This window comes from Maribacter spongiae, from assembly GCF_047345125.1.
Classification (GTDB): domain Bacteria; phylum Bacteroidota; class Bacteroidia; order Flavobacteriales; family Flavobacteriaceae; genus Maribacter.
In genome coordinates this window covers 77,951-90,977 of record NZ_JBLFEQ010000003.1, presented here as the reverse complement: position 1 = coordinate 90,977, position 13,027 = coordinate 77,951, and the positions used below count along the sequence as shown (strand labels likewise).

Below are 13,027 nucleotides of genomic sequence, written 5' to 3'. Positions count from 1 at the left end.
AAACAGCGTACCATGGATAAATTACCTAAGATTGCATTACCGGCAATTTTCATTTTTATTTTACTTGTTATTTTAATTTCTAAATCGGCGGTTACCATAGGTTCCGGTGAAGCGGGGGTACTGTACAGGACCTTTGGAGGTGGTGTTGTTACAGATGAACCACCCTTAGGTGAGGGGTTTCATATTGTGGCACCGTGGAACAAGGTCTATATATATGAGGTAAGGCAGCAGGAGGTTTTTGAGAAGATGAACGTGCTATCCAGCAATGGTCTGGATATTAAATTGGATGCTTCTGCCTGGTTTCAACCAAAATATGCCGAACTCGGAAAGTTGCATCAAGAAAAAGGGGAGGATTATGTACAACGGGTGTTATTGCCTACCATTCGTTCTGCGGCGCGATCCGTAGTAGGAAGGTATACGCCGGAGCAGCTATATTCCAGTAAAAGAGATGCTATACAGGCCGAAATTTTTGAAGAAACAAAGAAAATTGTAGATGACGAATATATTCAACTCAATGAAATTTTAGTGAGGGACGTAACACTGCCACCCACTATCAAAGATGCGATCGAACGGAAATTGAAACAAGAACAGGAATCCCTAGAATATGAGTTCCGATTGATAACCGCAGAAAAAGAAGCCGAAAGACAGCGGATCCAGGCACAGGGAAAGGCCGATGCAAATAAAATTTTAAGTGCATCATTAACGGATAAGATCCTTCAGGATAAAGGTATAGACGCTACCTTAAAAATGTCCGAATCACCAAATTCAAAAGTTATAGTAATCGGGGGTGGGGATGCCGGACTTCCCTTGATTTTAGGAAATAACTAAAAAAACCAATTTGTGATTTTTCAAACATATCCTTTTATAGCAGAAAATTAAATTTTACTTTTGTTTCATAATGAAAAACAACAATACACATCATCATTTTTATACTTGCTCTCAAGCGAGGTAAAGATGTATTGTAGTATTACAAGATATTTAAAACCCGTTTGAGCAATCAAACGGGTTTTGTTTTTAATCCTTTTTGATCGTTCGGACATAAAAAACAAAAAATGACAAAAATTAGAATTGCCATTCAGAAATCGGGGCGTTTAAACCAGGATTCCCTTCAAATGTTAAAAGATTGCGGAGTTTCCATAGATAATGGAAAAGACCAGTTAAAAGCATCGTCAAGGAATTTTCCTATGGAGGTCTTTTACTTGAGAAATGGAGATATACCCCAGTATTTAAAGGATGGCGTAGTGGACATTGCCATTATTGGGGAAAATGTACTCATAGAAAAGGGAGGAGATATAACCATAGCCGAAAAACTAGGGTTTTCTAAGTGCAAAGTTTCGCTGGCCGTTCCAAAATCTACGGCATATAACTCTGTAAAGGACTTTGAAGGAAAGCGTATTGCCACCTCCTATCCGAATACGGTTCAAAAATATCTGAGTGAAAAAGGAGTAACGGCCGATCTGCACATTATCAATGGTTCCGTTGAAATTGCCCCGAATATTGGATTGGCGGATGCTATTTGTGATATTGTTTCCAGTGGAAGTACCTTGTTTAAAAATAATTTGGAGGAAGTAGAGGTGATGTTAAAAAGCGAGGCGGTATTGGCCGTATCACCAAAAATTACGCAAGAACGAAAAGACTTGCTTCAAAAGTTACAGTTTAGGATTCAGTCCGTATTAAGGGCCAGGCAATCAAAATACGTGCTTCTGAACGCCCCTAATACTAATTTGGATGAAATTTTGACCTTGTTGCCGGGAATGCGCAGTCCAACGGTACTGCCATTGGCCGAAGAGGGGTGGAGTTCTGTACATACCGTTATAAACAAGGATAAATTCTGGGAGGTAATAGACGAATTAAAACAGGCCGGTGCCGAAGGTATTCTGGTTTGCCCAATAGAAAAAATGGTATTGTAAGTCTGAAATGCGAAATTGAAAAGAAATCCTCCCTTGGGAATCTCGACGACCATTAAGATTATAAGTGTTTTTCAAAAATGGTTTAATTAAAGATAGGTAATGCAAAAAATAGATAATCCAGATAGAAAAGATTGGAAGGACGTTTTAAAGCGACCCACCCAGACGGTATCCGATATTGAAGCTACCGTCAATACCATTTTTGAGGAAGTAAAGGTAAATGGAGACCTTGCATTAAAAAAGTACACCCAAAAGTTCGATGGTATTAATTTGGAAGATTTTTTAGTCACTGCTTCGGAAATAGAAGAGGCAAATACTTTGGTTTCAGAAGAACTTAAAAGTGCCATTCAATTGGCAAAATCAAATATTGAAACCTTTCATAGTGCTCAAAAAACGGATAGGGTAACGGTAGAGACTTCAAAAGGAGTGCAATGTTGGCAGGAAAAAAGACCGATCCAAAAAATAGGGTTGTATATTCCTGGTGGTACGGCACCTTTATTTTCTACGATATTGATGTTGGCGGTTCCGGCCGCCATTGCCGGTTGTAAGGAAATTGTGCTGTGTTCCCCACCGGATAGCGAAGGGAGAATAAACCCCGCCATTCTTTATACGGCCAATTTATGTGGCGTTACCCGAATTTTCAAAGTAGGAGGGATACAGGCCATTGCCGGGATGACTTTTGGTACGGAGCGTATTCCACAGGTATATAAGATTTTCGGCCCTGGAAACCAGTTTGTAACCGTAGCCAAACAAATTGCCACAAAGCACGGCGTAGCTATTGACATGCCCGCCGGACCAAGTGAATTATTGGTAGTTGCGGACGATACGGCCAATACCGCCTTTGTAGCTTCGGATTTATTGAGTCAGGCAGAACATGGTACGGACAGTCAGGTGATTTTGGTCTCTACCTCCAGGCAGCTGATCCATGCCGTGGAAAAAGAGGTGGAGGTTCAGCTTAATGCATTGCCCAGAAAAGACATTGCTGAAAAAGCTATGGCAAACAGCAAACTAATAAGGGTAAAAGATGATGTAATGGCCATTGACCTGATCAATGCATACGGTCCGGAACACTATATTGTCTGTGTGGAAAATGAAGATTTCTACATTGAGAATATCTGCAATGCGGGTTCTGTCTTTATTGGGAACTATACCCCCGAAAGTGCCGGGGACTATGCCTCGGGAACCAATCACACTTTGCCTACAAATGGGTACGCCAAACAATACAGTGGTGTTAACCTGGACAGTTTTATGAAGAGTATGACCTTTCAGAAATTGTCCAAAGAAGGAATAATGAATATAGGCAATGCCATTGAGGTCATGGCGGAAGCCGAAGGTTTACAGGCCCATAAAAATGCCGTAACACTGCGGTTAAATAGTTTGGAATGAATTTTAACTTACAAAATATTATTCGGGAAAATGTAAAGGAACTACGCCCATATTCATCGGCGCGGGACGAGTACGTATCCGATGGTTCTCAAATGGTGTTTTTGGATGCTAATGAAAATCCGTTCGAGAATGGTGTAAACCGTTACCCAGATCCGCAACAGCGCAGTTTAAAATCGGTGTTGGCCCAACAAAGAGGAATAAGCCAGGAGCAGCTATTACTGGGAAACGGGAGCGATGAAGTTTTGGACCTGCTTTTTCGGGCATTTTGCGAACCGGCAACCGATAACATCATTACATTACCGCCAACCTATGGTATGTATCAGGTGCTGTCCGGCATAAACACGATTAAAAATAAGGAGGTCTTATTAACGCCCGATTTTGAACCGGATGTTGGGCAAATTCTTGAAATAGCGGATAAAAACAGTAAAATACTCTTCCTGTGTTCGCCCAATAACCCTACCGGAAATAGCTTTTCTCCGGATAGGATAACCCGGCTATTGGAGAATTTTAATGGATTGGTGGTAATTGACGAGGCCTATACAGATTTTTCAAAAGACAAAAGCTGGGTTTCAAAATTATCGTCCTATCCAAATCTTATTGTTACGCAAACCTTGTCCAAAGCCTATGGTATGGCAGGTATTCGTTTGGGAATTTGTATGGCTTCGGCAGAAATTATTTCGGTATTGAACAAAATAAAACCTCCATACAATGTAAATGAGTTAACACAACAAAAGGCATTGGAGCGTGTATTGGACGTAGAAAATGTACAACTGGAGGTAGCACGGATACTTACTGAACGCAAATTATTGGAAAAAGCGTTAAAGGAAATTCCCTTTATAAAGGTCATTTACAAATCGGATGCCAATTTTATTTTAGTTAAAGTGGACGATGCCGATGTAAGATACGATCAGTTGTTGGAAAAGGGAGTGGTAATCCGAAATAGGACGACCCAACCACTTTGTGGCAACACCTTGCGTTTTACGGTGGGAACACCGAAAGAGAATAAAATATTGATCAATGCTTTAAGTGAATTATAGAATGAGCAATAAGATAAACCTATCAAATCAGGACTTTTCCCCATCGAAAAAATTAGAGGACCTTAAAAAAGTGTTGTTTATAGATCGGGACGGAACCCTTATAAAGGAAACGATCGATGAACAAATAGATGCTTTTGAAAAAATGATTTTCTACCCAAAGGCCTTTACATTTTTAGGGAAAATTGCCAAAGAACTGGATTATGAACTGGTAATGATCACCAACCAGGATGGCCTGGGCACGGATAGTTTTCCCGAGGATACATTTTGGCCTGTCCATAATTTTATCTTGAAATCTTTTGAGAACGAGGGTGTTGTTTTTGACAAGGTCTTTCTAGACCGCACTTTCCCGCATGAAAATGCCGATACACGTAAACCCGGCACAGGTTTGTTAACGGCCTATTTTTCCGATGAATATGATTTAGGGAATTCCTTTGTGATCGGAGATCGCCTTACGGATATCGAGCTGGCCAAAAACTTGGGTGCCAAGGGTATTTTTATCAATGACGATACAAACCTGGGTACCGGGGAAATCACGGTTAAACGATCATCTTTGGATCCGGTTATCGCATTGGAAAGCAATGATTGGGAAAAAATCTACGAGTTCCTGAAATTAAAGGACAGGTCTGCCGAAATCCACAGAAAAACAAACGAAACGGATATCCGCATCATGTTGAACCTGGATGGCACCGGTAAGAGTAATATCCACACAGGATTGGCTTTTTTTGACCATATGCTGGACCAATTGGCCCGCCACGGCCAAATGGACCTGGAAATTAAGGTAGATGGGGATCTAGAAGTAGACGAACACCACACCATAGAAGATACGGCCATTGCCTTAGGTGAGATTTTTTACAAAACCCTGGGGAATAAGCTAGGGATAGAACGTTATGGTTTCTGCTTGCCCATGGATGATTGTCTGGCACAAGTGGCCATAGATTTTGGAGGTCGGAACTGGTTGGTCTGGGATGCCGATTTCCAGCGTGAAAAAGTAGGGGATATGCCCACGGAAATGTTTCTTCACTTTTTTAAATCGTTTAGTGATGGTGCAAAAGCGAATCTAAATATTAAAGCGGAAGGAACCAATGAGCATCATAAGATCGAGGCCATTTTCAAAGCTTTTGCCAAATCCATTAAAGTGGCCGTAAAACGGGATGTGGAAAAGATGGTGCTGCCGAGTACAAAGGGCGTATTATAAATCCTATTTTAACCCTGCCAGAGGGAAAGGAAAATAATAAATGAAATGATAGATCAAGATAAAACCAATATCGGTATGCGTAAGAACCCTCCCATTTCTGGAGAGCTAAAGGGGGCCGATGTTGTTATTATAGATTACGGTGCAGGAAATATCCAAAGCATTAAATTTGCGATCCAACGCTTGGGATATCGGGCAGAATTAAGTCATAATGTTGCAGAGATCCTTTCTGCCGATAAAGTTATTTTTCCCGGTGTTGGCGAGGCAAGCAGTGCCATGAAAAAACTAAGGGAAAGTGGGTTGGATAAGGTAATCCCTACCTTAAAACAGCCTGTTTTGGGCATTTGTTTGGGCATGCAGCTTATGTGCAATGCAACGGAAGAGGGGAATACCAAAGGTCTCGGTATTTTTGATGTGGACGTGGTCCGGTTTTCCAATGCCGTTAAAGTGCCCCAAATAGGGTGGAACAAAATCGAAAACTTAAGATCCGATTTGTTTCAAAATCTTTCCGAAGGTTATATCTATTTGGTTCACAGTTATTATGCACCCAGGTGTAACAATACTATTGCGACCTGTACCTATGGTATGGAATACAGTGCCGCATTGCAAAAAGACAATTTTTATGGTACGCAATTCCATCCCGAAAAGAGCAGCACTGTGGGTGAACGGATATTAAAAAACTTTTTGAATTTATAAATACGAAATATCCGATTTTACATTTCTAAACTTTGAACATGAGAATAATCCCGGCAATAGATATTATAGAAGGTAAATGTGTACGGCTTTCCAAGGGAGATTACGACACCAAAAAAATATATAACGAGAACCCATTGGAGGTTGCCATGGAATTTCAGGACCATGGTATTCAATATTTACATTTGGTGGATTTGGACGGTGCCAAATCCAAGCACATCGTAAATCATAAAGTATTGGAACAAATCGCTTCCAGGACCAATTTAAAAATCGATTTTGGTGGGGGTTTGAAGACCGATGAGGATTTGCGTATTGCTTTTGAAAGCGGAGCCGAACAAATTACGGGAGGCAGTATTGCGGTAAAGGACAGGAATATCTTTAAAGGGTGGATCAAAACCTACGGTACGGATAAGATTATCCTGGGTGCGGATGCCCTGGAGGAAAAAGTAGCGATTTCCGGTTGGCAGGAGGAGTCCAAGGAAGAATTGATCCCGTTTATACAGGATTATCAACAGCATGGAATCCAATATGTAATCTGTACGGATATTAGTAAAGATGGTATGTTACAGGGACCTTCCTTTGATTTGTATAAAAAAATAATAGCCAATGCGGATCCATCATTAAAACTAATTGCCTCTGGCGGAATTTCAACTTTTGACGAGCTTCCCAAATTGAAGGAGATAGGCTGTGAAGGAACTATTATCGGAAAGGCCATTTATGAAAATAAAATCAGCTTAAAACAATTGGAAAATTATATGTTATCCCAATGAATTTAGAGACAGGATTAGTTGAAGAATTTGTTTCAAACACAATCTATAGGTTAGATGAGAATACCCGAATGATTTCAATTTCCCTTGAAAATTTAACGGATGAGGATATATGGAAACGACCCAATGAATCATCCAATAGTATGGGCAATTTAATACTTCATTTATGTGGTAACATAACACAATATGTGATTTCCTCTTTGGGCGAAACAGAAGATACAAGAGAACGGGAAATTGAATTCAATACCCGGTTCGGATTTACAAAGGCAGATTTGCTTGAGAAACTGGTCCATACCGTTGAAAAAGCAAAATTGACCATTAAAAGGACATCAAAGGAACAGTGGTTAAAAAAAAGAATGGTACAGGGGTTCCATTTTTCGGGAATTGGTGTAGCCTTGCATGCCGTGGAGCATTATTCCTATCATACAGGTCAGATCGCATTCTGGACGAAACAATTAAAAAATAAGGATTTGGAATTTTATAAAGGAATGGACCTGAATATTAAAAACGAATGAAAACACACAAAATAAACAATGAAACCTTGGGTTTCATATCCCTGATCTTATACGTGAGAATATGTTAGCAAAAAGAATAATACCCTGTTTGGACATTAAGGATGGCCGTACCGTTAAAGGCGTGAATTTTGTGGATTTACGGGATGCCGGAGACCCTGTGGAATTAGCGGAAATCTATAGCAGGGAAGGAGCGGACGAACTGGTTTTTTTAGATATCTCGGCAACCGAGCAGAAACGTAAGACCTTGGCGGATCTGGTATACCGGGTTGCGGAAAAAGTAAATATTCCCTTTACCGTAGGAGGGGGGATCTCTTCTGTTGAGGATGTGGATATCCTGCTCAAGAACGGGGCGGATAAGGTATCCATAAATTCTTCAGCTGTTAAAAATCCACAATTGATCAATGACCTGGTGGCCAAATTTGGTTCACAATGTATTGTTGTAGCTATAGATGCCAAACAAGTACATGGAGAATGGATCGTTCATTTGGTAGGGGGCAAGGTACCTACGGAGCGAAAACTGTTTGAATGGGCCAAAGAAGTCGAGGAAAGGGGCGCAGGGGAAATTCTGTTTACCTCAATGGACCATGATGGTACAAAGGAAGGTTTTGCCAATAAAGCGTTGGCCAAACTTTCAACCGATTTGAATATTCCCATAATAGCTTCGGGAGGTGCCGGAAACATGCAACATTTTGAGGATACCTTTGCCAATGGAAAGTCCGATGCAGCCCTGGCGGCAAGTGTTTTCCATTTTAAGGAAATAGAGATCAAGGATTTAAAACATAAATTAAAGACGAATGGAATACCGGTGCGATTATAAGCTATTGCTTCGCCAAGCGGGTGTCCGATCTAAATGAAATGGTGTTTAAAATTTTTAATATGGGAACGAGGTAGTTGCACAAGTTCTCAATTTTATAATTATCGTATTAACAACTAATTGCTAAAATTTAAAGGTGTGAAAATAGATTTTAATAAAAATAAGGACGGATTGATACCGGCGGTAATCCAGGACGCTACCACTAAAAATGTCCTGATGTTGGGATATATGAACCGGGAGGCTTTGGAAAAAACACAAGAAACCCAAAAAGTCACCTTTTACAGCCGAAGTAAAGAACGTTTGTGGACCAAAGGGGAGGAGAGCGGGAACTTCCTGAATCTTGTTGCTATCAAAAACGATTGTGATAACGACACACTTTTAATTTCCGTAAACCCTGTTGGACCCACTTGCCATACCGGGAGCGATACTTGCTGGAACGATGAGAACACTTCCAATTTTGGATTCCTGTCACAATTGGAATCGGTTATTGAACAGCGTAGAACGGCCGCGGATAGCAACACCTCTTATATTGCGTCCCTTTTTGAAAAAGGCATTAATAAAATTGCCCAAAAAGTAGGGGAAGAGGCCGTGGAAACGGTTATTGAGGCCAAAGATGATAATGATGGGCTTTTCTTGGACGAGAGTGCCGATCTGCTGTTCCATTACCTCATATTGCTTCAGGCCAAAGGATTTACCTTAAAGGATATTGAGGCAGTTTTAAGGGAACGGCACAAATAATTACAGGCTGATCAACCGGGAATCACCGGATAGTTTTTCTTTTAATACCCTCGCATTGCCTCTATAACTTAAGGAGCTGTCACCTGTTGCCCTTATTTTGATGGATTCCGTTACGGTCAAAAAAGCATCGCTATCCCCTCTTAGGTCAATGTCCAAATTTTCAACGGATAAATCAAAATCCCTAAAGTCGCTGTCCCCGTGCACATCCGCAATAACATTTGTTGCGGTACCATAAACAACCATATCGGAATCCCCCCTTAATTCAACATCCAGATTGTCCACTTCCAATGGGCCTTCAAAATCGGAATCCCCGAAAAGGGCTATCCTGGCATTTCTGGCAATTAAAACATCGTCAAGTACAATATTCACATCACCTGCCGCTCTAAAATCTGCAATTGTAGCCGTGGTGATATAAATATTCATTATTGCATTTCCACGGACATTAATATTATTTTCAAGTTTGATAACAAGCCTGTCCCCATCTTTTTTGACGACTATTTTTTCCTGTAGGTCGGCATTTGCCTCTACAAGAATGGATTCTTCGGTCTCCGAAAAATTGACCACAACATTAAAATCATCAAAGACCTTTAATGAGTTATACCCGGATAAGTTGTATTCCACAGTGGTCACTTCCCCGGACACCCGTATGGTTTCCTTTTCACATGAGGTAAAGATTACCGAAAGTAAAAATATAAATATGACTGATTTCGTTTTCATTTTGATCGTTTTTTTGATTGAACTATATTGTTTTATAGAATTAGTTTATAGGAACCCATTGAAAACTTATAGGATGCCATTCTTCTTCATGGCCACCTGTATAAGAGGAAAAGCAGTTTTCTTTTTTAAGGAACACTTGATCGTCCTTTTTGAAGACATAATTTGTTTTTATAAAATTGTGATGCATGATCAATGGTTTTGGTCGATTTCCGTTCTTAAATGTTCTTTTTATATCGATTCTTGCCCATATTGAAAATACCGACTTTGATACCCAGACCTCCTGAAAACCCGTCAATATGTCTTAAATCGCTCGGAGGGGTCAAATCAATTTTACTGGAGAATCGGTATTTTATCCCTGCTTCCAATTGCAGGTACCGCGATATATTAAAAAGCAGACTCGCCCCGGGCTCTACTACAAAAATGACATCCAGTTCATCTTCGGTTATGTATTCATCGTCAAAATCATGATCGACAAAACCCACCGCTCCGGCACCAACAAGTAACGGAAAAGACAGGTTTATCCTGGATTTACTGAAAAATATAGGTTCCATATGCAATCCGCCATAAACCCCTATCAGATCTTCGGTCAAAAACGAGGATCTATTAAAGACATCCTGTTGCGAATACAGGAATTTACCGGCAAAGCCCACCTCAAACTGCCTATTGGCCACATAAGCTATCTTAAGTCCTCCTATGTAGGTATTCTTACCGTTGATTTCACCAAATTCAGTGGTCAGCCCCAGATATACACCATGGACTACATTATTGCGGTCATTGAATTCAACATAATTTTCATTGTCCATTGCCTTATCCTGCTGGGCATGAACAAAAGAAATGGTCATAAGCAGGGATAAAAATGAGTTTGTGATCGGATTTTTCATTTGATAGTTGTTTTGATTGATATATTAATAGACAACCTGTTTGTGAAATGGTTGCACAGTATCCTCGATTTTTTGAGTTTTGTTCTTTAATAGAGCTCTTTTAAAAGAATCACTCCTTTTTTACCGGTAATGGATACCTTTCCGGTGCTGTTATTTCCATATACGGCCGTGATTTCCCTGATTCTTTTTCCCTCGTTGATCATATTGCTCTCAACATTTTTAAAAGATTTGGGGAGCCTTACCAGACCTTGTTCCAAAGTGGCCTTTAATCTGAGCGGTATATTTGCAATATTCAAACTTACTTTTGAGGATTCTTGTTGAATTGCAATGTCCGTATTAGGATCAAGTATTTTGGATACCCTGAAATCCGTGACCTTCATGGAAAGATCGATGTCTTTTTTTAATCGATTCAATTCCATGGTGCTAAACTTCAGCGTACCATATAGGGTTCCTACCTCTTCGAGGATTACTTCGTCTTTGTTGGAATATATTTCCAGAGATGCAGCACTATTTATGGTCACATAACTGCCGTTACTGTTTATTCTTAAATTTTTTGAGTCTACCATGTTCAGGCTTCCGTTTTTTAAACGAACAGTGCCGTAATCTATGGATTGTCCTCTAAGTTTTCCATAATTGACATCAATATCCGCCCTGCTCAGGTCTTTGTTGATCCAAATATCCCCATGTTCGACATTGGCCCGTAATCTTCCTTCCCAATCCTCTATAATTACATCACCGAACTTATTGGTTATCTTTAATTGGGCCCGTATCGGCATATAAACCGTATAATCTATCTCCACATTATTTCTATCGGGATCAAAGGGATTCGCTTTGTTGAAATATTTGGTGAAGAAATTATCGTTCTTTTCAGCTATTTTAAACGCGATGTCCACAAAATTATCGGAACCGGTTATTTTTGGATCGATTCTCTTTATTAGGTCCTCCGCATTGGCCTTTTTTTTATGGGTTACGCTAATAGCTATAGAAATTGATATCTCCTCTTTATCCCAACCGTATATGTTGATGTCTCCATATTTATTTTCTAAGTGTAGTTCTCCTGAATCTGTCATCGGGTAGCTTTCCGTTAGCTGCTTGAACACTTTTTCCTGCGCCACGATCATGTGCCCTAAAAAAATCGCTATAACGGGTAACAGCAGTTTTTTACAATATGTATCCATAATCATCATTTTGTATTTTAGAATCATTGATTTGTTTCAATAAATTCTCTATGAGTTCTATTCGTTTTTTATAATTGGCTATAATGGCCTCCAGTATAATTTCATTATCCAGGTTGTTGTGCATTTCCAGTCGCAATTGTCCATATTCATGATCCAACTCGTCCATGAAGGATAAAAAATCCGTTTTATCCGCTTCTGTAAGCTCCAAATGGTTCTCCACCAATTTTACCTGATAGGAGATCAAGTTCCTGTAGTGCATATCTATGTCCAATAATTCTTTGGAAGCATATTGAGTTCCTCGGTCTATATTGGCATTAAAAAAAGATAACCCTATTATGCCGGCAATGCCAAGAATGAGTATAATACTGGCCGCTATTTTTAATATGGGCGATTTCCATAACGGAATTACCTTGAAACGTTCATCCTTTAACTTTGAAGTGATCTGGAGCCACATTTTTTTCCGATTCGCTTTGTGTTCATCGAACAGGCCACTGTTTTCCCTAATATGCTTTTCAAAATTGTCCATTACAATGTTTTTATAATTCCGACGAGTTTTTTCTTTGCCCGGTGATATTGAGACTTTGATGTTGACGGGGAGATGTCCAATATCTCTCCAATTTCATTATGGTCATAACCCTCTATCAAATAGAGATTGATAATTTGTTTATAGCCGTGCGGTAATTTGTCGATGCCGGCTTTCACATTTTTAATGGCAACGGCTTCTACCTTCTCGTTTACCTCTTCTTTTAGCTGAAATTCATGGGTGTCCATAGGAACAACAGGTATTCGTTTAGCCTTGAGGTGATTGATGCTTTTATTAATAACGATACGTTTTAACCAGGCTCCGAACGTACTTTCATATTTGAATGCGGACAGGTTTTTAAACGCATCCACAAAACTGTCCTGCACAATGTCTTCCGCATCCTCCTTATTGCCCAACATGCGTATACCAACGTTGTACATGGCATCTACATAGAGTGTGTACAACCGGTATTGCGAGTTTCTGTGGCCGGTTTTGCACTTTTCCACAAGTGTTTTATGCGTAAAACGAATATCGGTTTTCAATGGATCCAGGTTGTTTAACCACCTTAACTATTTCAATGCTACTCTAAAGACAAAAGCATATTGCAAAGGTTGCACCAATGGGGAGTTTTTTGCGAAAATAAGTAAACAGATCAGAAAAGTTATTACTTGGTGAGCGA

General features: G+C 39.9%; 15 protein-coding genes. 10 read left to right on the top strand and 5 right to left on the bottom strand.

Annotated elements, in window-relative coordinates; genetic code table 11:
• The first annotated feature begins 12 nt into the window (after positions 1–12).
• From ACKWB9_RS05215 to hisIE, 10 genes are all read left to right on the top strand, one after another.
• Positions 13–828, top strand: a complete 816-nt coding sequence (locus ACKWB9_RS05215) for a prohibitin family protein (protein ID WP_414001942.1) — start codon at positions 13–15, stop codon at positions 826–828.
• A 224-nt stretch (positions 829–1,052) separates the two neighbouring features.
• Positions 1,053–1,910, top strand: coding sequence for an ATP phosphoribosyltransferase (gene hisG, locus ACKWB9_RS05210; RefSeq protein WP_414001941.1), 858 nt, complete (start codon positions 1,053–1,055; stop codon positions 1,908–1,910).
• Between the two features lie 99 nt (positions 1,911–2,009).
• A complete protein-coding gene (hisD, locus tag ACKWB9_RS05205) occupies positions 2,010–3,293 on the top strand; it encodes a histidinol dehydrogenase (protein ID WP_414001940.1) in 1,284 nt (427 codons plus the stop codon).
• The gene (gene hisC / locus ACKWB9_RS05200) at positions 3,290–4,330 is read left to right on the top strand and encodes a histidinol-phosphate transaminase (RefSeq protein WP_414001939.1); all 1,041 of its coding nucleotides are present in this window, start codon (positions 3,290–3,292) and stop codon (positions 4,328–4,330) included. The genes hisD and hisC overlap by 4 nt, the downstream gene beginning before the upstream one ends.
• A gap of 1 nt (position 4,331) precedes the next feature.
• Positions 4,332–5,525, top strand: a complete 1,194-nt coding sequence (gene hisB, locus ACKWB9_RS05195) for a bifunctional histidinol-phosphatase/imidazoleglycerol-phosphate dehydratase HisB (protein ID WP_414001938.1) — start codon at positions 4,332–4,334, stop codon at positions 5,523–5,525.
• A gap of 75 nt (positions 5,526–5,600) precedes the next feature.
• Positions 5,601–6,218 carry an imidazole glycerol phosphate synthase subunit HisH gene (gene hisH, locus ACKWB9_RS05190; protein ID WP_414002212.1) on the top strand — a complete coding sequence of 206 codons (618 nt, stop codon included), beginning with the start codon at positions 5,601–5,603 and terminating at the stop codon, positions 6,216–6,218.
• Positions 6,219–6,256: 38 nt separating this feature from the next.
• Positions 6,257–6,985, top strand: a complete 729-nt coding sequence (hisA, locus tag ACKWB9_RS05185; RefSeq protein WP_414001937.1) for a 1-(5-phosphoribosyl)-5-[(5-phosphoribosylamino)methylideneamino]imidazole-4-carboxamide isomerase — start codon at positions 6,257–6,259, stop codon at positions 6,983–6,985.
• Positions 6,982–7,497 carry a DinB family protein gene (locus ACKWB9_RS05180; RefSeq protein WP_414001936.1) on the top strand — a complete coding sequence of 172 codons (516 nt, stop codon included), beginning with the start codon at positions 6,982–6,984 and terminating at the stop codon, positions 7,495–7,497. The genes hisA and ACKWB9_RS05180 overlap by 4 nt, the downstream gene beginning before the upstream one ends.
• 61 nt (positions 7,498–7,558) lie before the next feature.
• Entirely contained in the window at positions 7,559–8,314 is a 756-nt protein-coding gene (gene hisF, locus ACKWB9_RS05175; RefSeq protein WP_414001935.1) for an imidazole glycerol phosphate synthase subunit HisF, read from the top strand.
• Between the two features lie 135 nt (positions 8,315–8,449).
• On the top strand, positions 8,450–9,049 hold the full coding sequence (hisIE, locus tag ACKWB9_RS05170) for a bifunctional phosphoribosyl-AMP cyclohydrolase/phosphoribosyl-ATP diphosphatase HisIE (RefSeq protein ID WP_414001934.1): 600 nt from the start codon (positions 8,450–8,452) through the stop codon (positions 9,047–9,049).
• Here the strand turns inward: hisIE and ACKWB9_RS05165 are convergent, their stop codons facing one another.
• The 5 genes from ACKWB9_RS05165 to ACKWB9_RS05145 form a co-directional block, all read right to left on the bottom strand.
• Complete coding sequence (locus ACKWB9_RS05165) at positions 9,050–9,766, bottom strand: head GIN domain-containing protein (RefSeq protein WP_414001933.1); 717 nt, start codon at positions 9,764–9,766, stop codon at positions 9,050–9,052.
• Between the two features lie 215 nt (positions 9,767–9,981).
• Complete coding sequence (locus tag ACKWB9_RS05160) at positions 9,982–10,647, bottom strand: hypothetical protein (protein WP_414001932.1); 666 nt, start codon at positions 10,645–10,647, stop codon at positions 9,982–9,984.
• An 86-nt stretch (positions 10,648–10,733) separates the two neighbouring features.
• Complete coding sequence (locus ACKWB9_RS05155; protein ID WP_414001931.1) at positions 10,734–11,825, bottom strand: hypothetical protein; 1,092 nt, start codon at positions 11,823–11,825, stop codon at positions 10,734–10,736.
• Positions 11,809–12,351: a hypothetical protein gene (locus ACKWB9_RS05150; RefSeq protein WP_414001930.1), complete on the bottom strand. Its 543-nt coding sequence runs from the start codon at positions 12,349–12,351 to the stop codon at positions 11,809–11,811. The genes ACKWB9_RS05155 and ACKWB9_RS05150 overlap by 17 nt, the downstream gene beginning before the upstream one ends.
• Positions 12,351–12,854: an RNA polymerase sigma factor gene (locus ACKWB9_RS05145; protein WP_414001929.1), complete on the bottom strand. Its 504-nt coding sequence runs from the start codon at positions 12,852–12,854 to the stop codon at positions 12,351–12,353. The genes ACKWB9_RS05150 and ACKWB9_RS05145 overlap by 1 nt, the downstream gene beginning before the upstream one ends.
• Positions 12,855–13,027 lie beyond the last annotated feature (173 nt).